We start from the raw sequence: 26,673 nt of genomic DNA on the forward strand, positions 1-26,673 counted from the left end.
TACCGGCCCTGGTGGACAACCTGGGCAACATCGTCGAAGGCGAGGCCGAGGGCAACCTGGTGATTCTCGATTCGTGGCCAGGCCAGGCGCGTACGCTGTTTGGCGACCATGACCGCTTCGTCGACACCTACTTCAAGACCTTCCGTGGCATGTATTTCACCGGTGACGGCGCCCGTCGCGATGCCGATGGTTACTACTGGATCACCGGTCGCGTGGACGACGTGCTCAACGTGTCCGGCCACCGCATGGGCACCGCCGAGATCGAAAGCGCGATGGTTGCGCACCCGAAAGTCGCCGAAGCGGCGGTGGTCGGTGTGCCGCACGACATCAAGGGGCAGGGCATTTATGTCTATGTCACCCTTAAGAACGGTGAAGAGCCGAACGAGCAGCTGCGCCTGGAGCTGAAAAACTGGGTGCGCAAGGAGATCGGCCCGATTGCTTCACCGGATGTGATCCAGTGGGCGCCGGGGCTGCCGAAGACTCGTTCGGGCAAGATCATGCGGCGGATTCTGCGCAAGATTGCGACGGCTGAGTATGAGGGGTTGGGCGATATCTCCACCCTGGCTGATCCGAGTGTGGTGCAGCATTTGATTGATACCCACAAGACCATGAATGTCGCGTAAGCGGCGGTTCTGAGTCATCCACAGCCCTGCCTGGTTTTGCCTGGCAGGGCTTTTTCTTGTCTGGGGTTTTTGTGGTGTCAGGCAGGCCGCCTTCGCGAGCAAGCCCGCTCCCACAATGGTTCTGTGTCGACCACCAAATTTGCATCCACTAAAGCCCCCTCTGTGGGAGCGGGCTTGCTCGCGAAGGCGGTCTGCCTGACACCAAATAAACAACGGCCAATAAATATCGGCTTCGGCCGCAGGACAATTCCTACTGTTACCTGTGTTATTTCAGGTTACTGAATGTGTAACCGCATCGCGCCAATACGGGGCATTGGGAAACGCCAGTGCTTAAATCCGGCCCTGAAATGCGCCTCAAAAAAATAAGCCGCTACACTGCGCTTGCCGGATTAGAAGGGTTTGCCAATAATAGGCCCGCAATTTGCAACATAGATCGGTTCACTATCTTTTGCTCTTGCATGATTTTGCAGGGCTGTCAACGTGCTAAAACGGCTTTCTCGGTGCTTCTGTAATTAGTTGTCGCATTGAAGAAATATCGGCCTCGGGCCTGTCGTTAGAATGCCGATCACTCGCTCGTCGTTGCTCGTGTTGAATTTCAACACCCGCTTCCCAGGACGCAGCACTGCTTTCTGGTTCCACTCATTCGCATATTGGGCTGTTGCTCACTCTGCCGTTTTTGCCCTTTACCGATGGAGTCCCAAGATGAAGAAACTCGTGCTGCTTGGCGCCCTGGCACTGTCCGTGCTGTCCTTGACAACCTTCGCCGATGAAAAACCTCTGAAAATCGGTATCGAGGCGGCTTACCCTCCGTTCGCGTCGAAAGCGCCGGACGGCAGCATCGTGGGTTTCGACTACGACATCGGCAACGCGCTGTGCGAAGAAATGAAGGTCAAGTGCGTGTGGGTCGAGCAAGAGTTCGACGGCCTGATCCCTGCGCTTAAAGTGCGCAAGATCGACGCGATCCTGTCGTCCATGTCGATCACTGAAGATCGCAAGAAGTCCGTGGACTTCACCAACAAGTACTACAACACCCCGGCTCGCCTGGTCATGAAGGCCGGCACTCAGGTCAGCGAAGGCCTGACCGAGCTCAAGGGCAAGAACATCGGCGTGCAGCGTGGTTCGATCCACGAGCGTTTCGCCCGCGAAGTCCTGGCCCCGCTGGGTGCCGAGATCAAGCCTTACGGTTCGCAGAACGAAATTTACCTCGACGTGGCCGCCGGCCGCCTCGACGGCACCGTGGCAGACGCTACGCTTTTGGATGACGGCTTCCTGAAAACCGATGCCGGTAAAGGTTTCGCCTTCGTCGGCCCTGCGTTCACCGACGTCAAATACTTCGGCGACGGCGTAGGCATCGCGGTGCGCAAGGGCGACAAGGAAGATCTGGACAAGCTCAACAACGCCATCGCAGCCATTCGCGCGAACGGCAAGTACAAGCAAATCCAGGACAAGTACTTCGCCTTCGATATCTACGGCAAGTAATACGTCCCAGCGACAAGTCCGAAATGGCGCAAGCAACAGGATCTCTGAGGTTTGCGCCATTTTTTCATCCCAACTTTCGAGGACCTGAATCATGTTGAAAGGCTACGGGGCTGTCATCCTCGATGGCGCTTGGCTGACGCTTCAGCTCGCCTTGTCGTCCATGGCCATGGCCATCGTTCTGGGCTTGATCGGCGTGGCACTGCGTCTGTCGCCGGTGCGCTGGCTGGCCTGGCTGGGCGACCTGTATTCCACGGTGATCCGCGGTATTCCCGACCTGGTGCTGATCCTGCTGATTTTCTACGGCGGCCAGGATCTGCTCAACCGCGTCGCACCGCTGCTCGGCTTTGACGAGTACATCGACCTGAACCCGTTGGCGGCCGGTATCGGCACCCTGGGCTTCATCTTCGGTGCGTACCTGTCGGAAACCTTCCGTGGCGCCTTCATGGCGATCCCCAAGGGTCAGGCCGAAGCCGGCATGGCCTATGGCATGAGCAGTTTTCAGGTGTTCTTCCGGGTGCTGGTGCCACAGATGATTCGCCTGGCGATTCCGGGGTTCACCAACAACTGGCTGGTATTGACCAAGGCTACCGCGCTGATTTCGGTGGTGGGTCTGCAAGACATGATGTTCAAGGCCAAGCAGGCGGCCGATGCCACCCGCGAGCCTTTCACCTTCTTCCTCGCAGTAGCCGCGATGTACCTGGTGATCACCAGTGTGTCGTTGCTGGCATTGCGTCACCTTGAGAAGCGCTACTCGGTAGGCGTAAGGGCGGCTGATCTATGATCTTCGACTACAACGTCATTTGGGAGGCCATGCCGCTGTACCTTGGCGGCCTGGTGACCACCCTCAAACTGCTCGCGCTGTCGCTGTTCTTCGGCTTGCTGTGCGCCTTGCCGCTGGGCCTGATGCGCGTCTCGAAGAACTCGGTCGTCAACATGTCGGCCTGGCTCTACACCTACGTGATTCGCGGCACGCCGATGCTGGTGCAGCTGTTCTTGATCTACTACGGTCTGGCGCAGTTCGAAGCGGTGCGGGAAAGTTTCCTCTGGCCGTGGCTGTCCAGCGCAACGTTCTGTGCGTGCCTGGCCTTCGCGATCAACACCAGCGCCTACACCGCCGAAATCATTGCCGGCAGCCTGCGCGCCACGCCGAACGGCGAGATCGAAGCGGCCAAGGCCATGGGCATGTCGCGGGTCAAGATGTACAAGCGCATCCTGCTGCCGTCGGCCCTGCGTCGCGCGCTGCCGCAGTACAGCAACGAAGTGATCATGATGCTGCAGACCACCAGTCTGGCGTCCATCGTGACCCTGATCGACATCACCGGTGCCGCGCGCACGGTCAACGCCCAGTTCTACCTGCCGTTCGAGGCGTACATCACCGCTGGCGTGTTCTACCTGTGCCTGACCTTCATCCTGGTGAAGCTGTTCAAGATGGCCGAGCGCCGCTGGCTGGGCTACCTGGCCCCGCGCAAGCACTGATATCACTGACTGACTGTTTTTGTGAGAACCGACAGCATGTACAAACTTGAAGTCCAAGACCTGCATAAACGCTATGGCAGTCACGAAGTGCTTAAGGGTGTGTCCCTGAAAGCGGCAGCCGGCGATGTGATCAGCATCATCGGTTCCAGTGGCTCCGGCAAAAGTACTTTCCTGCGCTGCATCAACCTGCTGGAGCAGCCGCACGCGGGCAGGATTCTGCTCAACAACGAAGAGCTGAAGCTGGTGGCGAACAAGGACGGTGCGCTGAAGGCCGCCGATCCGAAGCAGCTGCAACGCATGCGTTCGCGCCTGTCGATGGTGTTCCAGCATTTCAACCTGTGGTCGCACATGACCGCGCTGGAAAACATCATGGAAGCGCCGGTGCATGTGCTGGGCGTGTCCAAGGCTGAAGCACGCGAGAAGGCCGAACACTACCTGAACAAGGTGGGCGTGGCCCATCGCAAGGATGCTTACCCTGGGCACATGTCCGGCGGCGAGCAGCAGCGTGTGGCGATTGCCCGTGCGCTGGCGATGGAACCTGAGGTGATGCTGTTCGACGAACCGACCTCGGCCCTCGACCCGGAGCTGGTCGGCGACGTGTTGAAAGTCATGCAGGCTCTGGCCCAGGAAGGCCGGACCATGGTCGTGGTGACTCACGAAATGGGTTTTGCCCGTGAAGTGTCGAACCAGTTGGTGTTCCTGCACAAAGGTGTGGTTGAAGAAAGCGGTAACCCGCGCGAAGTGCTGGTGAACCCGCAATCCGAGCGTCTGCAGCAATTCCTGTCGGGTAGCCTGAAGTAATCAGAACTGACGTTGTGCACTGCGATAGTGCATGCTTCGCAGTCTAAAGGCTGGCCCGGATCCCCTGTGGGAGCGGGCTTGCTCGCGAAGGCGGTGTGTCAGTCAACATCATGGCTGTCTGAACCACCGCTTTTGCGAGCAAGCCCGCTCCCACATTTGATCTTTGCCGGTTTTGCGATTTGTGTTCATTTACGGGCTAGCATTGGCCCATGCCTTCATCACTGTTCTTCGCTTCGGATCGCTCGCCCATGACTGCCCATCGAATTGGTTTCCTGATTTGGCCCAGCACTAAAGCACTGACGCTTGCGCTGGCTGAGGAGGCCTTGCGTGTTGCCCAGCGTGTGCATCCGGACGTGGTTTACGAACTGTCGTTCCTGCAGGCCGAAGCGCCGAGTGAAAGCGCCTGGCAATTGCCGGGTGAGGCGTGGACCGGCAAGCTCGAAAACTTCCAGAAACTGTTCCTGCTCGCTGACGAACCACCGACCGCACTGGCGCCGGCGCTCAGCAGTGCGCTCAAGCAACTGGTGCGTTCCGGTTGTGTGATCGGCGGTCTGTCGGCCGGTGTTTACCCGCTGGCGCAGTTGGGCTTGCTCGACGGTTATCGCGCGGCTGTGCACTGGCGCTGGCAGGATGATTTCGCCGAGCGCTTTCCGAAGGTCATCGCCACCAGTCACCTGTTCGACTGGGATCGCGATCGCCTGACCGCGTGCGGCGGGATGTCGGTGCTCGACTTGTTGCTGGCCGTGCTGGCCCGCGATCACGGTGCGGAACTGGCCGGTGCGGTGTCTGAAGAACTGGTGGTCGAACGCATCCGCGAGGGCGGCGAGCGCCAGCGCATTCCGTTACAGAACCGCCTCGGTTCCAGCCATCCGAAGCTCACACAAGCCGTGTTGCTCATGGAAGCCAACATCGAAGAGCCGCTGACCACCGACGAAATCGCCCAGCACGTGTGCGTATCCCGTCGGCAGCTGGAGCGGATCTTCAAGCAATACCTCAACCGTGTGCCGAGCCAGTATTACCTGGAACTGCGCCTGAACAAGGCCCGGCAGATGTTGATGCAAACCAGCAAATCGATCATCCAGATCGGCCTGTCCTGTGGCTTCTCCTCGGGGCCGCATTTCTCCAGCGCCTACCGCAATTTCTTCGGTGCCACGCCGCGGGAAGATCGCAACCAGCGGCGCAGCAGCAGCCCGTTCGAATTGTCATCGGTGCCGCCGGAACGCGGCTGAGCAGCTCCTGATCCCGATCAGTCTTCCGGTTCGGACGCCTCGGACGTCGACACTTCCAATTCTGCCCGATCGATCACTTCCTGAACGCCGAAGTCGACACTGGTCAGCCTGAAATACTCGATCAGGATCTGCAGGCTGTCTTCGGAGAACGGATTGCCCCGCAAGTTGATGCTTTCGGCGATCTCCAGCGGCAGTTCGAGGAGGTCGGCGGGTATCCGGCTGATTGCGTTGTCGCTCAGGTCTACGGTTTCCAGGCTCTTGAGCTGCAACAGTCCAGCGGGTAATTCGGTGAGCCCGCAGTTGTCCAGTTGCAGGGTCGCCAGGTCCGCCATCTGGCTGATATCCGGAGCCAGCCCCAGCGGATTGTCTCTCAAGTCGATGAACTCCAGGTGGGCCATCTCGGCCAGGTTCAGGGCAGACTGCGGGGTCAGGGTGATGTTGCAGTCGAGGAGATTGAGCGATCTCAAATCGCTCATCCGGAAGATCGCCCCCGGGAGATCGCCTAGCCTGAAGTCGTTGATAACGAGGGTCTTGAGTTTGGGGAAGCACTCCAGAAATCCGGTGACGCCTGTGGTCAGGCCGCTCTCGCTACCTAGGTAAACCAGAGAAACATGGCTGAAATCTGCGCTCAGTGTCGGCAGGTTACCGGTAATCCGCGTATCCAGGCTCAGGTCATAAGTAGTTGCTTGCAGTGAATCGTCGAAATCATCCAGCTCGGTTTCCCGGCGCCAGCAGCGCAGTACGGACTCTCTGAATGCGTCCCGCGTCGAGTGTTCGATCAGCAGTTGCTGGGCAGTGAAGGGTTGATTGCTGTGGGGGTGGACGGCTGGAATATTGCCGGTCCAGGCGGACAGGTCGTTCTCCAGGGTGGTGAGTTCGACTTCCAGGCGGGTCAGTTCGACTCGCCCCTCATTCAGGGTTCCGGGCAGTTTGTAGACGAATTTGCTGGCATCTTCCTGGTCCATCCAGGGGTACAGTGCCTGCGCGCGGTGGATATCTGCTTCTTCGGCAAAGATACCGAAGTCCTGACGGGTCTGCTGGAAGTGCTGTTTGAGGCGTTCGCGGGCTGCGCTTGAAAGCGGATTGTTGCCCAGGTCGAAACCCTCCTGGGTGCGTTGTTGCAACGTGAAAAGTTCGCCGGGCAACTCTTTGATCTGGTTGTTATTGAGCAGGGCGGTGCGCAGGCGTGGGCGAGTCAATAAATCGCGCGGGAGTTCAGTAATGCCCGTCTGCGATACGTCGATGTAATTCAAATCGGGCATGCTGCCGACATCGGGTGTCAGGCCCAAGGGGTTCTTGTACAGGTCCATTGTGGTCAACCGATGCAGGCCCGCGAGCCCGACCTGGCTTTCGGGGCTGAGGGTGATCGCGCAATTGCTCAGAATGAGTTCTTCGAGTTGCAGCGATGGAAGGGTGTCCGGTAAGTGGCCAAGGTTGAAATCGCGCAGTTTCAGGATGCGTAAACCGGTAAAGCTGCGCAGAAACTCATGCATGCCCCGCGTGGCGCTGCTGCCTTCCAGTGTAAGCATTGTGACGCCGCTGAAGTCGGTGCTCAGGGTTGGCAATTCGCCGATGATCGGTTGGAAGAAGTTGAATTCGACTGTTTCAGGCGCGGTCTCGGAAAGGGTCCATTGCTGTCGCCAGCAGTCCATCAGGTCGATGGTGAACTGTCGACGGACCTGCTTTTGTGCAGCGAATTGCTCGGGAGTGACCCTGATTTGTGTGTCTGGAATAAACAGCGGAATTTCGTCGCGCCAGGAAGAAAGCGTTTCCTGGAGCTGCGTGTGTTGAACCATAAGCCGACTCAGTTCTGCCCGCGGTCCGTTTGGGTGCTGTTGCAAGCGTTCGACGAAGGCGTCGAGCTCTTCGGTGGATAGATGGGGGAACAGTGTCTGAGCCCGAGCTTGCAAGGTAGGTGTGTTGCGTGGCATTTGACGATACCCGTCACTGCCACCGAGCAAGCGCATTACCTTTGGGTCGTAGGTGGGTTTGAGGTCGGGGTGTTGAACCAGCCGCGCGCGCAATGCATCTCGGCTCAAGGCATGCTGGCGAATCAGCTGCTTGAGCCGTTCACCTTCACCGATATTCAGATTCAGGGCGGTGCGTTCGCTGTCCGGCATGGCCTGTAGCAGGCAGGTGTAGAGCGAGCCCATGCCGCTGAGTTCTTCGCCGTCATGATCGAAGGCCTGATAAGAGCCGTCCTCTCTGAGTACCAGCACTTTACGCAGAGGCGCGTCGGCATGGCCAAGGCTCTCGATCAGCAGGCCCTCATGGGCATACTGGCGGATTTCCAACCGTAGCTGTCCCGTCCAGCCTGGCAGTTTTTCCAGGGTGTGCAAGGCCAGCCGGTCGGTGTCGAGGTTGTTCTCGGTCGATGGCAAATCAAGCCCCTCGTAGGCGCGTGTCACGCGCACTTGCAATCCGGCCTCTCGGCTCAGCTCGGCTAATCGAGGGGCAACGGTTGCGTTCTTTAGCTGCTGCAGTTCCTGGTCGCTTGCTGTGTCCACAATTGCTTGAGCTACGCTGCGTGGCAGTCCGGGCTCGGCATCCATAACCACTTGTATGGCCGCGCTAGCGCCACGTTCGAGTCTGCGATAACGCTGATCGAACAGGCCTTGCCGTTTCTGTTCGGCAAGCCGCGCAAGTATCTTGCGCAACCGCTGCGCCCGGTTTTCCAGGCCAGGGGAGGGGTGAGCGAATTCTTCGCCCATCAGCGTTCTGGCTTCGCTGTCCGACAGGGGCAGGAGAAAGGTTTTCAGCAGGTCGCCGTCGGTGAGGCGGGAGGCGTCGACTTCCACCACGGGTACATCGGGCGCCGGGCTTTGCCAAAGGGTTTGCGCATTTTCGTCGATCAGTCGCAGGCCTTTGTTTGCCGGCCAGTAACCGTTTTCATTGAGCAGTTCCAGCTGTGTCACGGGATCCGCCTTGAGGAAGTGCTCCGGCTGGTCGCTGCCGATCTGATCGATAAAGGTTTGTATGTCCTGATCGATCCCGAAGCGTTTGAGTGTGTCGGCCAACAACGGCGGCACCTGCCCGGCATTCACGTGCATCTTGCGCAGGGCATTTTCGTGGCTGCCGCTGATACTGAGGATGCGCTCGCGGGTACTGGCCGAAAATCGCTGCATGTCCGGGCCGATACGGTGCAGCACGGTGGCCTGGTCCCAACGCAACGGCTGGTCGAGTTCGGTTTGCCAGGCGCCGCTGCCGTTGTGCCGCAGTTGTGGTTTGTAGGCGTCAGGGCGGGTGGGGTGGTCGATGCGATGCTCGCCGATGACTGAGTCCTCGCTGACGGCGTAGTTTTTGCCTTCCAGGGGTAACAGGGTTTTACCTTGATGCCTGTGCAGTCCGAGTGAATCCGGTTTTGAGTCTGCTGGGAGTGTGGCGGGGTGCTCGTAGGCGGTCAGGTCGGGTTTCCAATAGCGGGTTTCGCCATTGGGCCGCTTCACCGAATTGAAACGGTCGATGAACTGCACAATTTCCTTGGGCAGGATCGCGCGAAATTCTCCCGCCGCGACCACGCCACCCACCGCAAAGGTGCCCAGTTGTACGGCGGATTCAACAACGCCCATGAAATGCTCGAAGGCCTCGGTGGTGTGGCCCTCGGCCCAGTCAACAATGCTTTCGAAGGTTTCGTCGAGCAACTGGTAGGCCATGTAGGCCAGCATCAACTCGCCAAGGAAAGGTACGAACGGCAGGGCAATAAAGGCTGCGATGTTCAGCAGGGTCGAAGCGATTTCGGTAAAGGAGTCCCATAACGCCCAGCGGGCTCTCTGGTCGACTGTTGCGGTGGATACCGCGATCACCCGCGCATCGTTGAGGATCTTGTTGAGCTTGCTCTGGTAGAGGTGGGTCAAGAGATCGTCTTTCACCGGTGTGGCCGCAATGTGCAAGTCGGGACGTTGGTTGGGGCGCTCTCGCCAGGTCGGGTGCGGATCGCCCGGTGGAACAGGCTGCCAGGTTAAAGGTGATAGCTCGTTGTTCAACTGCGCGAAAAAGTGCCCGCGATCCTCATGATTGATGAATCGACTGAAAAACTGTTGGTATTCGGGGGCACGCAAGCGCTGACCAAGTTCCTCGGCGAATGCGGCGGTTGAACTGTATTCCTTGATCGGGTGTTCGGGGTCGTCAGGAATGTAGGCCACCACTCTGACCACTTCTGTTGCGCGCTCCAGATCCGGTGCAAACAAAACGATGCCGGTCAGGCGAGCGTTCATGATTGTCAGTTCATGGAAGCCCCAGGGCAGACCATGCAAACGTAAAGTAGGCAGGTTGTCGAGCAAGCCAAGAGTCAGTTGGTGGACGTCACTGCCCAGCATTTTTTGCATCTGCGCCATGTGCAGGGCAGCGGTGATTGCGGTTTTCTGGCTGTCGTGAATTTTCGATTTCAGTATTGCCGCGGCCACGGGATTGCTGATGCCAAGATTGTCGTCCAGATACTCTTTATAGCGCTGGCCAATGTCCAGTTCCCGGCAGAGGCGGGTAAAAGCCGTGATGGGCATCTTTTCCAGTATCTGCGGCAATGTATTGAATTGCCCGGTAGCAGAAGGGGGCGTGATGTAAGTCGAGGCGGGCTCGAAGGCGTCTGCATTGGTTTCGGCGCTTTCAAAATTGTGCAATGCGGCATCCAGCAGCGACACCGTCCAGATGCGCGCAGCGCCGGATTTCAGCCGAAGCCATGGAATGTGAGCCGGGATATAAAGGCGAAGGAACGTTTTACGAGCGTCCAGTTCCAGGCCGAATCGGGTCTTGAGCGCCGTTTCGAGTAGTGGTTTGGCGAAGTCGGCGGGGCTCTGCAGATTTGCCATCATTTGATCAACCTGGTTCTGGCTGGTCACATGGCGGGCAATGAGTTTGCCCAGTTCTGCATGCTGATGGGCTGGAGCGTCCTTGAGCCCGGCCGGAATGCCTGGCGCGCTGTTGCGCAGTGCCTCACGCCGTTGAGGCGTTGCTTGGCGGAGCCAGGAGGGGATCACGTTGATCAGGTGCTGATAGTGAGCGTCTGGCCTGAATGCGTCGCGAGCAATGTCGGTATGTTGGGTATTCATGCGGTTAAGGTGACCATCGAAGTTGGATGAGACCCCTAGGAAACCGCGTTAGCCCGGACGCTGTGCGGTACATATTTACCGCACTCGGGCCATTGCCATGAGTTACAACGCAGCAAGCCTGCCGCAAACGTCCGCCGCCAGTTAAACTGCGCCTTTGCGACCCTATATGTCGCATTGCCGTAAACCCGGGAAAATCCGGGGTTTGCGCTATAAGAAGTTGTCGCTTGGCGGCAAGGCCGGGCCGAAAACTGTCCTTACAATCCTCACCAAGCTCGCCAGTTTCAGGCGAGTGTTTTCTCTTCAGGAGACTCCGATGTCCGTTGAGCACGCTGCGGTACAACGCGCCGATTTCGATCAGGTAATGGTTCCCAACTATGCGCCTGCCGCATTCATTCCTGTGCGTGGCGCCGGTTCCCGCGTTTGGGACCAGTCCGGTCGCGAGCTGATCGACTTCGCCGGCGGGATCGCCGTCAACGTATTGGGTCACGCGCATCCGGCGCTGGTCGGTGCCTTGACCGAGCAGGCGAACAAGCTGTGGCACGTGTCCAACGTGTTCACCAATGAGCCGGCCCTGCGCCTGGCACACAAGCTGGTCGACGCCACTTTTGCCGAGCGCGCCTTCTTCTGCAACTCCGGCGCCGAAGCCAACGAGGCCGCCTTCAAGCTGGCCCGTCGTGTCGCGTTCGACCGTTATGGCAGCGAGAAGTACGAGATCATCGCCGCGCTCAACAGCTTCCACGGCCGTACCCTGTTCACCGTGAACGTTGGTGGCCAGTCGAAGTATTCCGATGGCTTCGGTCCGAAGATCACCGGCATCACCCACGTGCCGTACAACGATCTGGCTGCGTTGAAAGCTGCCGTTTCCGACAAGACCTGCGCCGTGGTCCTGGAGCCTATTCAAGGTGAGGGCGGCGTACTGCCGGCCGAACTGGCCTACCTGCAAGGCGCCCGCGAACTGTGCAACGAGCACAACGCGCTGCTGGTGTTCGACGAAGTGCAAACCGGCATGGGCCGTACCGGCCACCTGTTCGCCTACCAGCATTACGGCGTGATCCCGGACATCCTGACCAGCGCCAAGAGCCTGGGCGGTGGTTTCCCGATCGCCGCCATGCTGACCACCGAAGACCTGGCCAAGCACCTGGTCGTCGGCACCCACGGCACCACTTACGGCGGCAACCCGCTGGCGTGTGCTGTCGCAGGCGCGGTGATCGACGTGATCAACACCCCAGAGGTGCTGGCTGGCGTCAATGCCAAGCACGACAAGTTCAAGGCACGTCTTGAGCAGATCGGCGAGAAATACGGCCTGTTCACCCAGGTCCGTGGCCTGGGTCTGTTGATCGGCTGTGTGCTGAGCGATGCCTGGAAAGGCAAGGCCAAGGACATCTTCAATGCCGCTGAACAAGAAGGCCTGATGATTCTGCAAGCCGGCCCGGACGTGGTGCGTTTCGCCCCGAGCCTGGTGGTGGAAGACGCGGATATCGATGCCGGTCTGGACCGCTTCGAACGTGCCGCGGCAAAACTGACGCAAGCCTGATAGACCCTTCGACGCCTGACCTTTCAGGCGTCGAACCCAATTTTTGTTCCGGGCCGGATCAAATGTGGGAGCGGGCTTGCTCGCGAAAGCGGTGTATCAGTCAACATTTTTGCTGTCTGACCCACCGCTTTCGCGAGCAAGCCCGCTCCCACAGTCTCCTGCGGAGATGGCCCGGGATTTTTTTCTGTAAGTTCTGAGATTAAGGAGTGACACCATGCTGGTGATGCGCCCCGCGCAAATGGCTGATCTGGGCGAGGTACAGCGTCTGGCTGCGGACAGTCCGATTGGTGTCACTTCCTTGCCGGATGACGTTGAGCGCCTGAGCGACAAGATCGCGGCAAGCGAAGCCTCGTTCGCCGCCGAAGTGAGCTTCAACGGTGAGGAAAGCTATTTCTTCGTCCTCGAAGACTCCACCACCGGCAAGCTGGTCGGTTGCTCGGCCATCGTGGCGTCGGCCGGTTACTCCGAGCCGTTCTACAGCTTCCGCAACGAAACCTTCGTGCACGCTTCCCGCGAGTTGAAGATTCACAACAAGATCCACGTGCTCTCCCAGTGCCACGACCTGACCGGCAACAGCTTGCTGACCAGCTTCTATGTGCAGCGCGAGCTGGTGGGGTCGCCTTGGTCGGAGCTCAACTCCCGTGGCCGTTTGCTGTTCGTGGCCAGCCATCCGGAGCGTTTTGCCGATTCCGTGGTGACCGAAATCGTCGGTTACAGCGATGAAAACGGCGACTCGCCGTTCTGGGATGCCATCGGTCGCAACTTTTTCGATCTCAACTACGCCGAAGCCGAGCGTCTGTGCGGGCTGAAAAGCCGTACGTTCCTTGCCGAACTGATGCCGCATTACCCGATCTACGTGCCACTGCTGCCGGACTCCGCTCAAGAAGCCATGGGCCAGGTGCACCCGCGCGCGCAGATCACCTTCGACATTCTGATGCGTGAAGGTTTCGAGACCGATCACTACATCGACATCTTCGACGGTGGCCCGACCCTGCATGCCCGTGTCTCGGGGATCCGTTCGATCGCCCAGAGCCGTGTGGTGCCGGTGAAGATCGGTGAGCCGGTCAAAGGCGTCGGTCGCCAGTACCTGGTTGCCAATGCCCAGTTGCAGGATTACCGCGCGGTCATGCTCGAGCTCGATTACGCGCCGGGAAAACCGGTGACCCTGGACCTGGAGGCGGCCGAAGCCCTGGGTGTCGGCGAGGGTGCCAGCGTGCGCCTGGTCGCGGTTTAACAGCGACCTGGCCTGATTGCTCGTTTAGAAAGCAGCGAAGTTTCACGGGTGGCGCAAGCGGCCCGTTTGAGGAGATAGCATGATCGTTCGTCCCGTACGCAGCAGCGATTTACCCGCTCTGATCGACCTGGCCCGCAGCACCGGCACCGGCCTGACCACCTTGCCGGCCAACGAAGAGCGGCTGGCCCATCGGGTCGGCTGGGCCGAGAAGACCTTTCGCGGCGAAGCCGGGCGGGGCGACGCGGACTACCTGTTCGTGCTCGAAGATGACGACGGGCGCGTGGTGGGTATTTCCGCCATTGCCGGCGCCGTTGGCCTGCGTGAGCCTTGGTACAACTTCCGGGTCGGTCTGACGGTCAGCGCCTCGCAAGAGTTGAACATCTATCGTGAAATCCCGACGCTGTTCCTGGCCAACGACCTGACCGGCAACTCCGAGCTGTGCTCGCTGTTCCTGCACGCCGATTTCCGCAGTGGCCTCAACGGTCGCATGCTGTCCAAGGCGCGGATGCTGTTCATCGCCGAATTCCCGCAACTGTTCGGCAACAAGATCATTGCCGAAATGCGCGGTGTTTCCGACGAGGCCGGGCGTTCGCCGTTCTGGGAAAGCCTGGGCCGGCACTTCTTCAAGATGGAATTCAGCCAGGCTGACTACCTGACCGGCGTGGGCAACAAGGCGTTCATCGCCGAACTGATGCCGAAATTCCCGCTGTACACCTGCTTCCTGTCGCCGGATGCGCGCAATGTGATCGGTCAGGTTCATCCGGACACCGAGCCGGCGCTGGCCATGCTCAAGAGCGAAGGTTTCAGCTACCAGGGCTACGTCGATATCTTCGACGCAGGCCCGGCGATCGAGTGCGAAACGGGCAAGATCCGCGCCGTGCGCGACAGCCAGGCGCTGGTGCTGGCCGTCGGCACACCGGGTGACGATGCCACGCCATTCATCATTCACAACCGCAAGCGCGAGGACTGCCGGATCACTGCCGCGCCTGCACGTCTGGCCGCCGGCACCCTGGTGGTCGACCCGTTGACCGCCAAACGTCTTCAACTCAACGCGGGCGATCAAGTGCGCGCCGTGGCGTTGTCCGCAGCTCGGGAGTCGAAATAATGAAGTCGCTTTACATCGCAGGTGAATGGCTGGCAGGTGGGGGCGAAGCCTTCGAGTCGCTGAACCCGGTGACGCAGCAGGTGCTGTGGTCCGGCGTCGGAGCCACCGCCGGTCAGGTCGAGTCGGCTGTGCAAGCGGCGCGTCAGGCGTTCCCGGACTGGGCGCGGCGCACCCTGGAAGAGCGTATCTCGGTGCTGGAGGCCTTTGCCGCCGCGCTGAAGAATCACGCTGACGAATTGGCTCATACCATCGGCGAAGAAACCGGCAAACCCCTGTGGGAAGCGGCGACCGAAGTCACCAGCATGGTCAACAAGATTGCCATCTCGGTGCAGAGCTACCGCGAACGTACCGGCGAGAAGAGCGGGCCGCTGGGCGATGCCACCGCTGTGCTGCGCCACAAACCCCACGGCGTGGTGGCAGTGTTCGGTCCTTACAACTTCCCGGGTCACCTGCCGAACGGCCATATCGTGCCGGCACTGTTGGCCGGTAACAGCGTGCTGTTCAAGCCTAGCGAACTGACACCGAAAGTCGCTGAGCTGACGGTCAAGTGCTGGATCGAGGCTGGCCTGCCAGCTGGCGTCTTGAACCTGCTGCAAGGCGCTCGCGAAACCGGCATCGCCCTGGCCGCGAACCCGGGCATCGACGGGCTGTTCTTCACCGGTTCCAGCCGCACCGGCAATCACCTGCACCAGCAATTCGCCGGTCGTCCGGACAAGATCCTGGCGCTGGAAATGGGCGGTAACAACCCGCTGGTGGTCGATCAGGTCGCCGACCTCGATGCCGCGGTGTACACCATCATTCAGTCGGCGTTCATTTCCGCCGGCCAGCGTTGCACCTGTGCCCGTCGCTTGCTGGTGCCGCAAGGTGCCTGGGGCGACTCGTTGCTGGCGCGCCTGGTGGCGGTCAGCTCGACCCTCTCAGTCGGAGCCTTCGATCAGCAGCCGGCGCCGTTCATGGGCTCGGTGGTTTCCCTTGGCGCTGCGAAAGCGTTGATGGATGCGCAAGAGCATCTGCTGGCCAATGGCGCCGTGGCGCTGCTGGAAATGACTCAGCCTCAGGCTCAATCGGCCTTGCTGACCCCGGGCATCCTGGACGTGAGCGCCGTTGCCGATCGTCCTGACGAAGAGCTGTTCGGCCCGTTGCTGCAGGTGATCCGCTACGCTGATTTTGAAGCGGCGATCGCTGAAGCCAACGACACCGCCTACGGTCTGGCCGCCGGCCTGCTGTCGGACTCCGAAGCACGCTACCAGCAGTTCTGGCTGGAAAGCCGCGCCGGTATCGTCAACTGGAACAAGCAACTGACCGGTGCCGCGAGCAGCGCGCCATTCGGCGGCGTAGGGGCCTCGGGTAACCACCGCGCCAGCGCTTACTACGCGGCGGATTACTGCGCGTACCCGGTGGCCTCGCTGGAAACGCCGAGCCTGGTGTTGCCAGCGGCCCTTACGCCTGGCGTGAAGATGGCGTGATGCCCATCGCGGGCAAGCCCGCTCCCACAGGTTCGGTGGCGTTCACATATCTTGTGTACGACGCAATCACTGTGGGATGAGCTTGCTCGCGATGGCCGCGACCCGGTCTAAAAGAACAGTTACTGAAGCCTATAACAACAGATTCTCGTGGAGCCTCGCTGATGAAATCCTATGAAGTCAATTTTGACGGTCTAGTGGGGCCGACCCATAACTACGGCGGCCTGTCCTACGGCAACGTCGCGTCCCAGAGCAACAGCCAGCAGTCGTCCAACCCCAAGGAAGCGGCGCTGCAAGGCCTGGCAAAGATGAAAGCGCTGATGGAAATGGGTTTCCAGCAAGGCGTACTGGCACCGCAAGAGCGCCCGGATGTGGCTGCACTGCGTCGCCTGGGCTTTGGCGGCACCGACGCTCAAGTGATCGAGCGCGCTGCCAAAGAGGCGATGCCGCTGCTGGTGGCCAGTTGCTCGGCGTCGAGCATGTGGGTGGCCAACGCCGCGACCGTCAGCCCGAGCGCCGACACCGCTGATGGCCGCGTGCATTTCACCGCCGCCAACCTCAACTGCAAATACCACCGCAGCATCGAACACCCGACCACCAGCCGCGTGCTGGGGGCGATGTTCGCTGACCAGAAACACTTCGCCCACCACGCCGCCTTGCCGGCCGTGGCGCAATTCGGTGACGAAGGCGCGGCCAACCACACGCGTTTCTGCCGTGAATACGGCGAAGCCGGTGTCGAGTTCTTCGTGTTCGGCCGCAGTGCGTTCGACACCCGCTACCCGGCACCGCAGAAGTACCCGGCGCGCCAGACCCTCGAAGCGTCCCAGGCCGTTGTCCGTTTGCATGGCTTGAGCGATGACGGCGTGGTCTACGCCCAGCAGAACCCGTCGGTGATCGATCAGGGCGTGTTCCACAACGACGTGATCGCCGTGGGTAATGGTGAAGTGTTGTTCTATCACGAGGACGCGTTCCTCGAGACCGAGAAGATGCTCGCTGAATTGCAGAGCAAACTCGCCAAAGTCGGTGGGAAATTTCAGTCTGTGTGTGTGCCACGTTCCGCCGTCAGCGTGGAAGACGCGGTTCGTTCCTACCTGTTCAACAGCCAACTGCTGTCGCGTCCTGACGGCTCCATGCTGTTGATCGTGCCGGAAGAATGCCGTGGCAACGAGCGTGTCTGGCAGTACTTGCAGGGTTTGACCAGCTCCGGCGGCCTGATCCGCGAAGTGAAAGTCTTCGATCTCAAGCAGAGCATGCAGAACGGCGGTGGCCCTGCTTGCCTTCGACTGCGTGTCGCGCTCAACGAAACCGAACTGGCGGCCGTCAACCCAGGGGTTATCATGACGGCACCGTTGTACGGCACACTGACCGAATGGGTCGAGAAGCACTACCGCGACCGCATGACCGAAAACGATCTGGCGGACCCGCAATTGCTGCTTGAGTGCCGGACGGCACTGGATGAACTGACGCAAATCCTTAAACTGGGCGCGGTTTATCCATTCCAGATCAATTGATCGACGGCGCGCCGCTTTCTACGGCAGCGCGCTGATTCATCTCAAACGAGAGCGTAAAGACATGAGCGATACCCTGCAGCTGATCCTTGAAGACACCGACGGCACGCAACTGGAAACGTCCTGCACCCGCGTCGCGGTCCTGTGGCAAGGTAAAGAGCTGTGGATCCAGCAGGACGGCCGTGGTCAGTTGCTGATCGGCGTGGACGTCGAGGAAGGCGATGCCGAATACGCCAACCTGCTGTTGCGCCCATTGGCGACTAATCTGGTAAGTCTGCAACTGGAGATGGAACCGGCTGAACTCGGCGACGACGAGGATCACGTTCACGGCCCGGATTGCAACCACGACCACTAAGGAAACCGCTCATGCTCGCCCTCGGCAAACTGCTTGAACTGACCCTCGCCGGCCGCGAACCGGCGGAGAAGACTCAACTGACTGTCGAAGGCGTGCGCATGCGCTGGTTGAGCGAAGGTGCGCTGGAAGTCCGGCCACCTGAAGCGCGTGACAATGGCCTGGACCTGCTGCTGTCGGCGGGGATCCACGGCAACGAAACAGCGCCGATCGAATTGCTCGATCGCCTGTTGCACGACATTGCTCGCGGCGACCTGAAGCCGCGCACACGTATTCTGTTCCTGTTCGGCAACCCGGAAGCGATTCGCAAGGGCGAGCGTTTCGTCGAGCAGGACGTCAATCGGCTGTTCAATGGCCGTCACGAACAAAGTAGCGGTTGCGAAGCCCTGCGCGCCTGCGAGCTGGAGCGTTTGGCTGCCAGCTTCTTCAGCCTGCCGGATCGCCAGCGCCTGCACTACGACCTGCACACGGCGATTCGTGGCTCGAAAATCGAGCAGTTCGCCTTGTACCCGTGGAAGGAAGACCGCCAGCATTCGCGTCAGGAGCTGGCGCGCCTGCGTGCTGCCGGCATGGAAGCGGTGTTGCTGCAGAACAAGCCGTCCATCGTGTTCAGCTCCTATACCTACGACAAGCTGGGTGCCGAGGCCTTTACCCTGGAGTTGGGCAAGGCGCGGCCGTTCGGTCAGAACGACGGTGTCAACGTGTCGCTGCTGGAGAAGCGCCTCAAGCAGATCATCGAGGGCACCGAACCAGAACTGACTGAGGACGCGCTGGACGGTTTGCAGCTGTACAGCGTGGCGCGAGAAATCATCAAGCACAGCGACAGCTTCCGCCTGAACCTGCCGGTGGACATCGAGAACTTTTCGGAGCTGGAAGTGGGTTACCTGCTGGCGGAAGATATCGCCAACACCCGCTGGATCATCGAGGAAGAGGGCGCCCGGATCATCTTCCCGAACCCCAGGGTGAAGAATGGTTTGCGTGCCGGCATCCTGGTCGTGCCGACCACCGACGCAAACCTGGCCTGACACGGGCCTCACGCCCGACACAAATCCCTTGTAGGAGCGAGCTTGCTCGCGATGGTCGTCAACGATAACGCTGGGAACTTGAAGGCCCGCGGCGCTCTGGAGTTCATCGCGAGCAAGCTCGCTCCTACAGGGAGAGGCGGTGTTTAGACGGCTACGGCACGCGGTTCAGTGCGACGCAGGCTGCGGATTTTCAGCAACGTATCCGCACAGGTCTTCGCCGCTTCCTGGCCTTTATGCAGGAAATGCTCGAAGAAGAACTTCTGGTGCTCTTCACCGGCATGGAAGTGGTGCGGGGTCAGGGACACCGAGAACACTGGCACTTCGGTTTCCAGTTGAACCTGCATCAGGCCGCTGACCACCGACTGGGCGACGAACTCGTGACGGTAGATCCCGCCGTCCACCACCAGGGCTGCGGCGACGATGCCGGCATAACGACCGGTCTTGGCCAGCAACTTGGCGTGCAGGGGCATTTCAAAGGCGCCGCCGACTTCGAAGAAGTCGATATCGGATTCCTGATAACCCTGGGCAATCATTTCGGCGACGAAACCTTTACGGCTCTGATCGACAATGTCCTTGTGCCAGCAGGCCTGGATGAACGCTACGCGCTCGCCCTGATGGTGTTTGCTTTTGCTGTCGATTGCGGTGGGTTGCATGTTCTGACTCCTGTTTGTGTGAAAAACAGGGCGTTATGAATCGAAGGGGATCTGAGGGTACGCACGCTCGCACGAATGCCGGCGGACGGCCCTTTGTTGTCAATCCCGTTCTCTCTTCATCCGGACTATGACCGTCGGCCCCGGGATCACACCGGGTCTGCTGACCTTGCTGTCAGGCACCGCCGAAGCCGTGCTGTCACCAAGCGCTCGCGGGCTATGCGCATTGCGCGCAATTACCGCCGGTGGGGAGTTGCACCCCGCCCTGAGAACGTTTTTGCCGCCCAAATGTTTGGCGGCGCAGCGTTTTTATCACATATTTGCGGTATGCGCATGACCCCTTTTGGATGATTGTCATCGACTTTTCCGTTGGTTTAATCGGCCTTTTCCTACGCAAGGGTTGATTAATCGTCGCCATGCCCGCAGTAATTCTTTCCTGAAAGGGATTTCCCCTGCTTACCGAGGCCAGATTCATGAGTGTTATCGATCTTCGCAGCGACACTGTCACCCAACCTTGCGCCGGCATGCTCGAGGCAATGACCAAGGCCGCCACCGGCGATGACGTGTATGGCGAAGATCCGACGGTCAATCACCTGGAAGCCGAACTGGCCAGGCGACTGGGCTTTGCCGCGGCACTGTTCGTGCCGACCGGCACCATGAGCAACCTGCTGGGGTTGATGGCCCATTGCGAGCGCGGTGACGAGTACATCGTCGGCCAGCAGGCCCACACTTATAAGTACGAAGGGGGTGGCGCGGCGGTGCTTGGCTCGATCCAGCCGCAACCGCTGGAAGTGCAGGCCGATGGTTCGCTGGACCTGGCGCAGGTCGCTGCTGCGATCAAGCCGGACGACTTCCATTTTGCCCGCACCCGTTTGCTGGCGCTGGAAAACACCATGCAAGGCAAGGTCCTGCCACTGGAATACCTGGCACGGGCGCGCAGTTTTACCCGCGAGCATGGCTTGCAACTGCACCTGGACGGCGCACGTCTGTACAGCGCGGCAGTGAAGCTGGGCGTGGATGCCCGGGAAATCACCCAGTATTTCGATTCCGTCTCGGTGTGCCTGTCCAAAGGCCTGGGCGCACCGGTCGGTTCGGTGCTGTGCGGCTCGGCCGAGCTGATCGGGAAGGCCCGGCGCCTGCGCAAGATGGTCGGTGGCGGCATGCGTCAGGCCGGGGTTCTCGCGGCGGCAGGCCTGTATGCGCTGGATAACAACGTTCAGCGCCTGGCCGATGACCATGCCAACGCGCAGTTGCTGGCCGAAGGCCTACGCGGGGCGGGGTTCGAGGTCGAACCGGTGCAGACCAACATGGTTTATGTGCAGATGGGCGACCAGGCCGAGGCCATCAAGGCCTTTGCCGCCAAGCGCGGGATCAAACTCAGTGCCGCCGCGCGTCTGCGCATGGTCACGCACATGGACGTCAGCCGTGCGCAAATCGAGCAGGTCGTCGCGACATTCGTCGACTTTTCGCGCAAGTGATAGCGTTAGCACTCCAATTGACCGTTTCTATCGTATAAACACGCTGTACCCCGCGCGCAGGGCCGATATAATGCGGCCCTTTGCCGTCGCTTCGTCTGTTGACGTTTCGAACAGGCCTTTGGCCGCAGCCTCCGTGGAAGAACCTAATGAAAAGCGCAGAAATCCGTGAAGCCTTCCTTCGCTTCTTCGAAGAGCAAGGCCACACCCGTGTAGCCTCCAGCTCTTTGATTCCGGGCAACGACCCAACCCTGCTGTTCACCAACGCGGGGATGAACCAGTTCAAGGACTGCTTCCTGGGCCAGGAAAAGCGCGCGTACACCCGCGCCGTCAGCAGCCAGAAATGCGTGCGCGCCGGCGGCAAGCACAACGACCTGGAAAACGTCGGTTATACCGCTCGTCACCACACCTTCTTCGAAATGCTGGGTAACTTCAGCTTCGGTGATTATTTCAAGCGTGATGCCATCAGCTACGCCTGGAACTTCCTGACTTCCGACAAGTGGTTGAACCTGCCGAAGGAAAAGCTCTGGGTCACCGTCTATGCCAGCGATGACGAGGCGTACGACATCTGGACCAAGGAAATCGGGGTTCCGGCCGAGCGCATGGTGCGCATCGGCGACAACAAGGGCGCACCGTACGCCTCCGACAACTTCTGGACCATGGGCGATACCGGCCCGTGCGGTCCTTGCACCGAGATTTTCTACGATCACGGCGCCGACATCTGGGGCGGCCCACCGGGCTCGCCGGAAGAAGACGGCGACCGTTACATCGAGATCTGGAACAACGTGTTCATGCAGTTCAACCGCACCGCCGATGGCGTGTTGCACCCGCTGCCAGCGCCGTCGGTGGACACCGGCATGGGCCTGGAGCGGATCAGTGCCGTGCTGCAGCACGTTCACTCGAACTATGAAATCGACCTGTTCCAGAGCCTGCTGATTGCATCGGCCAAGGCCATCGGTTGCACCAACGATGCTCAGGCTTCGCTGAAAGTCGTGGCTGACCACATCCGCTCCTGCGGCTTCCTGATCGCCGACGGCGTGCTGCCGTCCAACGAAGGTCGTGGCTACGTGCTGCGCCGGATCATCCGTCGCGCCTGCCGTCACGGTAACAAGCTGGGCGCCAAGGGCAGCTTCTTCTATCAAATCGTCGCGGCCCTGGTCGCCGAGATGGGCGAAGCCTTCCCGGAACTGAAATCCCAGCAGGCGCACATTGAACGCGTGCTGAAGGCCGAAGAGGAACAATTCGCCAAGACCCTGGAGCAGGGCCTGAAGATCCTCGAGCAGGATCTGGCTGAGCTCAAGGGCGACGTGGTGCCGGGCGACGTGGTGTTCAAACTCTACGACACCTATGGCTTCCCGATGGACCTGACTGGCGACATCGCTCGCGAGCGCAGCCTGACCATCGACGAAGAAGGTTTCGAGCGCGAGATGGAAGCCCAGCGCGTTCGTGCCCGTTCCGCCAGTTCCTTCGGCATGGACTACAACAGCCTGGTCAAGGTTGATGTGGACACCGAATTCACCGGTTACACCGCTCACAGCGGTTCCGCCAAGATCGTTGCTCTCTATAAGGACGGGCAATCGGTCGACGTGTTGAGCGAAGGCGAAGAGGGCGTAGTCGTTCTCGATCAGACGCCGTTCTATGCGGAATCCGGTGGTCAGATTGGTGATTGCGGCTTCCTCCAGGCTGGCGCTGCGCGTTTCGACGTGCGCGACACCACCAAGACCGGCGGTGCGTTCCTGCACCACGGTGTGCTGGATTCGGGCAGCCTGATTGTTGGCTCGCCAGTTCAGGCGCAGGTGGACGCCGACGTACGTCACGCCACTTCGCTGAACCATTCCGCGACTCACTTGCTGCACGCAGCATTGCGTCAGGTGCTGGGCGATCACGTTCAGCAGAAAGGCTCGCTGGTCGACAGTCAGCGCTTGCGCTTCGACTTCAGCCACTTCGAAGCCATCAAGCCTGAACAACTGAAAGCGCTGGAAGACATCGTCAACGCCGAGATTCGCAAGAACTCCGAAGTTGAAACCGAAGAAACCGATATCGAAACCGCCAAGCAGAAAGGCGCCATGGCGCTGTTCGGCGAAAAATACGGCGACAACGTACGCGTACTGAGCATGGGCGATTTCTCCGTCGAGCTGTGCGGCGGTATCCACGCGAACCGTACCGGCGACATCGGCCTGCTGAAAATCATCAGCGAAGGCGGTGTGGCATCGGGCGTGCGTCGTATCGAGGCGGTCACCGGTGCGCAAGCGCTGGCTTACTTGAACGCTGCGGAAGAACAACTCAAGGAAGCGGCCAGCCTGGTCAAGGGCAGCCGCGACAACCTGATCGACAAGCTGTCGGCTGTGCTGGAGCGCAACCGTCTGCTGGAGAAGCAACTCGAGCAGTTGCAAGCCAAGGCTGCCAGTGCCGCGGGCGACGATCTGTCGGCCCAGGCGCTGGACGTCAAGGATGTGAAAGTGCTGGCCGTGCGTCTGGACGGTCAGGATGGCAAGGCGCTGCTGGCGCTGGTCGATCAACTGAAAAACAAACTCGGCCGCGCAGTGATCCTGCTCGGCAGTGTCCATGAGGAAAAGGTCGTTCTGGTTGCAGGCGTAACCAAAGACCTGACTGGCCAACTCAAAGCCGGTGATTTGATGAAGCAAGCCGCTGCGGCAGTGGGCGGGAAGGGTGGTGGTCGTCCAGACATGGCGCAAGGCGGCGGTACCGACGCTGGCGCACTGGATGCGGCACTGGCCCTGACCGTTCCGTTTGTAGAGCAGGGTCTATAAGGCAGTACTTGCGGCCCGCAGTCTAGTGGTGGGCCGCAACGCTGTTTGAGTGATTATTTGGGCGCCCTTCATGGGCAGAGGCGGCTTTGAAATGGCTTTGATCGTACAGAAATTTGGAGGCACCTCGGTCGGCACTGTCGAGAGAATCGAGCAGGTCGCCGACAAGGTTAAGAAATTCCGCGATGCCGGCGATGACCTGGTGGTCGTGCTGTCTGCAATGAGCGGCGAAACCAACCGTCTGATCGATCTGGCCAAGCAAATCAGTGGCGACGGCCAACCGGTTCCGCGCGAGCTGGACGTGATCGTTTCCACCGGTGAGCAGGTGACGATTGCCCTGTTGGCCATGGCGCTGATCAAGCGCGGCGTGCCGGCGGTGTCGTACACCGGCAATCAGGTGCGGATTCTGACGGATAGCGCGCACAATAAAGCGCGTATCTTGCAGATTGATGACCAGAAGATTCGCGGTGACCTGAAGGCAGGTCGTGTGGTGGTTGTCGCCGGTTTCCAGGGCGTCGACGAGCACGGCAACATCACCACCCTCGGTCGTGGCGGTTCCGACACCACCGGCGTGGCGCTGGCGGCAGCCCTGAAGGCTGACGAATGCCAGATCTACACCGACGTCGACGGCGTCTACACCACCGACCCGCGTGTGGTGTCCGTGGCTCAGCGCCTGGACAAGATCACCTTCGAAGAGATGCTGGAAATGGCCAGCCTCGGTTCCAAGGTGTTGCAGATCCGCGCGGTCGAGTTCGCCGGCAAGTACAACGTTCCGCTGCGCGTACTGCACAGCTTCAAGGAGGGTCCGGGCACCCTCATTACTATTGATGAAGAGGAAACCATGGAACAGCCGATCATTTCCGGTATCGCTTTCAACCGCGATGAAGCCAAGCTGACCATCCGTGGCGTGCCAGACATCCCGGGCGTTGCCTTCAAGATTCTCGGCCCGATCAGTGCCGCGAACATCGAAGTCGACATGATCGTGCAGAACGTCGCGCACGATAACACCACCGACTTCACCTTCACCGTGCACCGCAACGACTACCAGGCCGCGCAAGCTGTGCTGGAAAAAACCGCTGGCGAGCTGGGTGCCCGTGAAGTCGTGGGCGACACCAAGATCGCCAAGGTGTCGATCGTCGGCGTTGGCATGCGCTCTCACGCAGGCGTGGCCAGCCGCATGTTTGAATCCCTGGCCAAGGAAAGCATCAACATCCAGATGATCTCGACTTCGGAAATCAAAGTCTCCGTAGTGATCGAAGAGAAGTATCTGGAACTGGCTGTGCGCGCTCTGCACACGGCTTTCGAACTGGACGCACCGGCCCGCCAGGGCGAGTGATGCGTTTGCCAAAAGGCGCGGTCTGACCGCGCCTTTTGTTTTTTTGAATGGCGTGACCCCCCGAGACTGTTCTTTTGCTCGCGCTAGTCAATACTCAGGCATGTAGGGCTGCGACCGCTCCGGTTGTGGGTCGAGTGCCTTTTTTTTGCAGACTGTTGTCCCTGAAATGAAATGCGTGAGGAGAAAGGTATGCTGATTCTGACTCGTCGGTGTGCAGAAAGCCTGATTATCGGTGATGGCGAAATCACCGTGACCGTGCTCGGCGTCAAAGGAAATCAAGTGCGCATCGGTGTTAATGCCCCCAAAGAGGTAGCTGTTCACCGGGAAGAAATTTACCTGCGTATCAAGAAAGAGAAGGACGAAGAACCAAGCCATTAATTTTTATCGTTTTTTATGTTTGCAAACGGGGAAGAAGCTGGTTAATATACGCCCCGTGTTGCGGAGAGCTGGCCGAGTGGCCGAAGGCGCTCCCCTGCTAAGGGAGTACACCTCAAAAGGGTGTCGGGGGTTCGAATCCCCCGTTCTCCGCCATTATTTGCGTAGTACGTTGTAATCTGGCTTTTTCGGTAAGTTGTTGAAATTACTAGAAAAAGTGTTTGACATAGAGATTAAACGGCCTATAATGCGCGGCAACAAATGCACTCGTAGCTCAGCTGGATAGAGTACTCGGCTACGAACCGAGCGGTCACAGGTTCGAATCCTGTCGAGTGCACCATTTAAGAGTTAGTTACAGCAATGTAAGTAACTTGGCTTCAACCAGTTGTGATCTGGTATAAAAACACAAATTGCACTCGTAGCTCAGCTGGATAGAGTACTCGGCTACGAACCGAGCGGTCACAGGTTCGAATCCTGTCGAGTGCACCATACAACAGAAAGCCCGCATCTAATGCGGGCTTTTTGCCGTCCGGGATTTGGCTTTTCCTTTCGTGCATCCCCTCTCGTCGAACTCCACCTGTGCACTACGACCTCGCAGGGTGTCGTAACGGTAGCTCGTGGCTGAATTTCGAATACTGATCCTGTCTGGCTTGCCGAGGGCGCTTTCGACGTCTTGCTGGCTCATGCCCGCGATCACTCGCTGATTGATGATCGCCTCCCGGCGCTCCCTGGCATTGATCAGGTTTCCACACTTGTCCTGCGCCTGGCCGACCACGGTCGGCTCTCTGCTTTGGATTTTCATACCTGATGTTTCGCGGGGCTCGGCTGGCGGCATAAGCGCCATCGTGCTGCCAGGTGTAAAGGCACGGGCGTCCTGAAGTGAAACATTCTCTCCCGCGGCACAACCCAGTGTGGTGAAGGTAATGCGCCCATTGGCAGCCTCACAGCGCTGAACGGTGGTGGCGACCGCCAAGGGCGGGGGGCTGAGCAGGGTGAAAACCAAAAAGAATTGAGCAACTGATGGCATCAGGCGTCCTCCGTGACGTTCCTTTTCAAGGGTAGCGGCTACAATTTTCGAAGGGGTGTGTGTTTTCTTTTCGGAATACGTCGTCGCATTTTCATGGATCAGGCCGATGCTCAGGTTTGTTGTGCAAGCGCTTGTTTCAGCCGAGATTTTTTAACGTTTAAAACCGTC

Annotated in this window: 20 protein-coding genes, 3 tRNA genes and 1 riboswitch; of the genes, 20 read left to right on the forward strand and 3 right to left on the reverse strand. The window is 59.6% G+C overall.

Annotation, left to right across the window (positions count from 1 at the left end; all coding sequences use genetic code 11):
* The 6 genes from KGB20_RS12655 to argR all read left to right on the forward strand — a co-directional run.
* The coding region (locus KGB20_RS12655; protein WP_223532365.1) for an AMP-binding enzyme at positions 1 to 623 on the forward strand (623 nt) is incomplete at its 5' end.
* Between the two features lie 702 nt (positions 624 to 1,325).
* Positions 1,326 to 2,102 carry an ABC transporter substrate-binding protein gene (locus tag KGB20_RS12660; RefSeq protein ID WP_223532367.1) on the forward strand — a complete coding sequence of 259 codons (777 nt, stop codon included), beginning with the start codon at positions 1,326 to 1,328 and terminating at the stop codon, positions 2,100 to 2,102.
* 91 nt (positions 2,103 to 2,193) lie between these two features.
* Positions 2,194 to 2,883 (forward strand): ABC transporter permease, encoded by a 690-nt coding sequence (locus tag KGB20_RS12665; RefSeq protein WP_015096506.1) that lies wholly within the window; start codon positions 2,194 to 2,196, stop codon positions 2,881 to 2,883.
* On the forward strand, positions 2,880 to 3,578 hold the full coding sequence (locus KGB20_RS12670) for an ABC transporter permease (RefSeq protein WP_056724135.1): 699 nt from the start codon (positions 2,880 to 2,882) through the stop codon (positions 3,576 to 3,578). Before KGB20_RS12665 ends, KGB20_RS12670 begins: the two co-directional genes overlap by 4 nt.
* A gap of 36 nt (positions 3,579 to 3,614) precedes the next feature.
* Positions 3,615 to 4,379, forward strand: a complete 765-nt coding sequence (locus KGB20_RS12675; protein WP_057713607.1) for an ABC transporter ATP-binding protein — start codon at positions 3,615 to 3,617, stop codon at positions 4,377 to 4,379.
* Between the two features lie 248 nt (positions 4,380 to 4,627).
* Entirely contained in the window at positions 4,628 to 5,608 is a 981-nt protein-coding gene (gene argR / locus KGB20_RS12680; RefSeq protein WP_150812124.1) for a transcriptional regulator ArgR, read from the forward strand.
* A 17-nt stretch (positions 5,609 to 5,625) separates the two neighbouring features.
* Here the strand turns inward: argR and KGB20_RS12685 are convergent, their stop codons facing one another.
* Positions 5,626 to 10,653, reverse strand: coding sequence for a dermonecrotic toxin domain-containing protein (locus tag KGB20_RS12685; protein WP_154860379.1), 5,028 nt, complete (start codon positions 10,651 to 10,653; stop codon positions 5,626 to 5,628).
* A gap of 313 nt (positions 10,654 to 10,966) precedes the next feature.
* Between KGB20_RS12685 and KGB20_RS12690 the strand changes: the two genes are divergently transcribed.
* The 7 genes from KGB20_RS12690 (at position 10,967) to astE (ending at position 18,874) form a co-directional block, all read left to right on the forward strand.
* Positions 10,967 to 12,187, forward strand: a complete 1,221-nt coding sequence (locus KGB20_RS12690) for an aspartate aminotransferase family protein (protein ID WP_057713610.1) — start codon at positions 10,967 to 10,969, stop codon at positions 12,185 to 12,187.
* 214 nt (positions 12,188 to 12,401) lie between these two features.
* Positions 12,402 to 13,421, forward strand: coding sequence for an arginine/ornithine succinyltransferase subunit alpha (gene aruF, locus KGB20_RS12695; RefSeq protein ID WP_150812126.1), 1,020 nt, complete (start codon positions 12,402 to 12,404; stop codon positions 13,419 to 13,421).
* A gap of 79 nt (positions 13,422 to 13,500) precedes the next feature.
* Positions 13,501 to 14,526, forward strand: a complete 1,026-nt coding sequence (gene astA, locus KGB20_RS12700) for an arginine N-succinyltransferase (RefSeq protein ID WP_150812127.1) — start codon at positions 13,501 to 13,503, stop codon at positions 14,524 to 14,526.
* A complete protein-coding gene (gene astD / locus KGB20_RS12705; RefSeq protein ID WP_174245554.1) occupies positions 14,523 to 15,992 on the forward strand; it encodes a succinylglutamate-semialdehyde dehydrogenase in 1,470 nt (489 codons plus the stop codon). The genes astA and astD overlap by 4 nt, the downstream gene beginning before the upstream one ends.
* Positions 15,993 to 16,153: 161 nt before the next feature.
* Complete coding sequence (gene astB / locus KGB20_RS12710; RefSeq protein WP_154860378.1) at positions 16,154 to 17,500, forward strand: N-succinylarginine dihydrolase; 1,347 nt, start codon at positions 16,154 to 16,156, stop codon at positions 17,498 to 17,500.
* A gap of 61 nt (positions 17,501 to 17,561) precedes the next feature.
* Positions 17,562 to 17,852 carry a hypothetical protein gene (locus KGB20_RS12715; RefSeq protein ID WP_046042326.1) on the forward strand — a complete coding sequence of 97 codons (291 nt, stop codon included), beginning with the start codon at positions 17,562 to 17,564 and terminating at the stop codon, positions 17,850 to 17,852.
* A gap of 11 nt (positions 17,853 to 17,863) precedes the next feature.
* Entirely contained in the window at positions 17,864 to 18,874 is a 1,011-nt protein-coding gene (gene astE, locus KGB20_RS12720) for a succinylglutamate desuccinylase (protein WP_223532369.1), read from the forward strand.
* A gap of 143 nt (positions 18,875 to 19,017) precedes the next feature.
* On the opposite strand, the gene KGB20_RS12725 is transcribed toward astE, so the two are convergent.
* A complete protein-coding gene (locus tag KGB20_RS12725) occupies positions 19,018 to 19,527 on the reverse strand; it encodes a 6,7-dimethyl-8-ribityllumazine synthase (RefSeq protein ID WP_223532371.1) in 510 nt (169 codons plus the stop codon).
* Positions 19,528 to 19,630: 103 nt separating this feature from the next.
* A riboswitch (FMN riboswitch) is annotated at positions 19,631 to 19,801 on the reverse strand.
* A 196-nt stretch (positions 19,802 to 19,997) separates the two neighbouring features.
* Between KGB20_RS12725 and ltaE the strand changes: the two genes are divergently transcribed.
* The 7 genes from ltaE (at position 19,998) to KGB20_RS12760 (ending at position 25,967) form a co-directional block, all read left to right on the forward strand.
* The gene (gene ltaE, locus KGB20_RS12730) at positions 19,998 to 21,002 is read left to right on the forward strand and encodes a low-specificity L-threonine aldolase (RefSeq protein WP_223532372.1); all 1,005 of its coding nucleotides are present in this window, start codon (positions 19,998 to 20,000) and stop codon (positions 21,000 to 21,002) included.
* A 146-nt stretch (positions 21,003 to 21,148) separates the two neighbouring features.
* Entirely contained in the window at positions 21,149 to 23,770 is a 2,622-nt protein-coding gene (alaS, locus tag KGB20_RS12735) for an alanine--tRNA ligase (RefSeq protein WP_223532373.1), read from the forward strand.
* 91 nt (positions 23,771 to 23,861) lie between these two features.
* On the forward strand, positions 23,862 to 25,103 hold the full coding sequence (locus KGB20_RS12740; RefSeq protein ID WP_007971040.1) for an aspartate kinase: 1,242 nt from the start codon (positions 23,862 to 23,864) through the stop codon (positions 25,101 to 25,103).
* A 189-nt stretch (positions 25,104 to 25,292) separates the two neighbouring features.
* Complete coding sequence (gene csrA / locus KGB20_RS12745) at positions 25,293 to 25,481, forward strand: carbon storage regulator CsrA (RefSeq protein WP_002554426.1); 189 nt, start codon at positions 25,293 to 25,295, stop codon at positions 25,479 to 25,481.
* Between the two features lie 62 nt (positions 25,482 to 25,543).
* A tRNA-Ser gene (locus KGB20_RS12750) sits at positions 25,544 to 25,634 on the forward strand.
* 107 nt (positions 25,635 to 25,741) lie between these two features.
* Positions 25,742 to 25,818 (forward strand) — tRNA-Arg (locus KGB20_RS12755).
* Positions 25,819 to 25,890: 72 nt separating this feature from the next.
* Positions 25,891 to 25,967 (forward strand) — tRNA-Arg (locus tag KGB20_RS12760).
* Positions 25,968 to 25,986: 19 nt separating this feature from the next.
* Here the strand turns inward: KGB20_RS12760 and KGB20_RS12765 are convergent.
* A complete protein-coding gene (locus KGB20_RS12765) occupies positions 25,987 to 26,505 on the reverse strand; it encodes a cell envelope protein SmpA (RefSeq protein ID WP_223532375.1) in 519 nt (172 codons plus the stop codon).
* Positions 26,506 to 26,673 lie beyond the last annotated feature (168 nt).

Origin of the sequence: Pseudomonas sp. BF-R-30 (assembly GCF_019956175.1) — a bacterium.
In the GTDB taxonomy this organism is placed as follows: domain Bacteria; phylum Pseudomonadota; class Gammaproteobacteria; order Pseudomonadales; family Pseudomonadaceae; genus Aquipseudomonas; species Aquipseudomonas jessenii.

Bases quoted from the DNA above. Each gene is read 5' to 3' on its own strand.
- KGB20_RS12675 (WP_057713607.1), top strand. From the start codon at position 3,615: ATGTACAAACTTGAAGTCCAAGACCTGCATAAACGCTATGGCAGTCAC.
- astB (WP_154860378.1), top strand. From the start codon at position 16,154: ATGAAATCCTATGAAGTCAATTTTGACGGTCTAGTGGGGCCGACCCAT.
- alaS (WP_223532373.1), top strand. From the start codon at position 21,149: ATGAAAAGCGCAGAAATCCGTGAAGCCTTCCTTCGCTTCTTCGAAGAG.
- astA (WP_150812127.1), top strand. From the start codon at position 13,501: ATGATCGTTCGTCCCGTACGCAGCAGCGATTTACCCGCTCTGATCGAC.
- KGB20_RS12670 (WP_056724135.1), top strand. From the start codon at position 2,880: ATGATCTTCGACTACAACGTCATTTGGGAGGCCATGCCGCTGTACCTT.
- KGB20_RS12725 (WP_223532371.1), bottom strand. From the start codon at position 19,527: ATGCAACCCACCGCAATCGACAGCAAAAGCAAACACCATCAGGGCGAG.
- KGB20_RS12715 (WP_046042326.1), top strand. From the start codon at position 17,562: ATGAGCGATACCCTGCAGCTGATCCTTGAAGACACCGACGGCACGCAA.
- ltaE (WP_223532372.1), top strand. From the start codon at position 19,998: ATGAGTGTTATCGATCTTCGCAGCGACACTGTCACCCAACCTTGCGCC.
- astE (WP_223532369.1), top strand. From the start codon at position 17,864: ATGCTCGCCCTCGGCAAACTGCTTGAACTGACCCTCGCCGGCCGCGAA.
- KGB20_RS12665 (WP_015096506.1), top strand. From the start codon at position 2,194: ATGTTGAAAGGCTACGGGGCTGTCATCCTCGATGGCGCTTGGCTGACG.
- KGB20_RS12685 (WP_154860379.1), bottom strand. From the start codon at position 10,653: ATGAATACCCAACATACCGACATTGCTCGCGACGCATTCAGGCCAGAC.
- aruF (WP_150812126.1), top strand. From the start codon at position 12,402: ATGCTGGTGATGCGCCCCGCGCAAATGGCTGATCTGGGCGAGGTACAG.
- KGB20_RS12660 (WP_223532367.1), top strand. From the start codon at position 1,326: ATGAAGAAACTCGTGCTGCTTGGCGCCCTGGCACTGTCCGTGCTGTCC.
- csrA (WP_002554426.1), top strand. From the start codon at position 25,293: ATGCTGATTCTGACTCGTCGGTGTGCAGAAAGCCTGATTATCGGTGAT.
- argR (WP_150812124.1), top strand. From the start codon at position 4,628: ATGACTGCCCATCGAATTGGTTTCCTGATTTGGCCCAGCACTAAAGCA.
- KGB20_RS12740 (WP_007971040.1), top strand. From the start codon at position 23,862: ATGGCTTTGATCGTACAGAAATTTGGAGGCACCTCGGTCGGCACTGTC.
- KGB20_RS12690 (WP_057713610.1), top strand. From the start codon at position 10,967: ATGTCCGTTGAGCACGCTGCGGTACAACGCGCCGATTTCGATCAGGTA.
- KGB20_RS12765 (WP_223532375.1), bottom strand. From the start codon at position 26,505: ATGCCATCAGTTGCTCAATTCTTTTTGGTTTTCACCCTGCTCAGCCCC.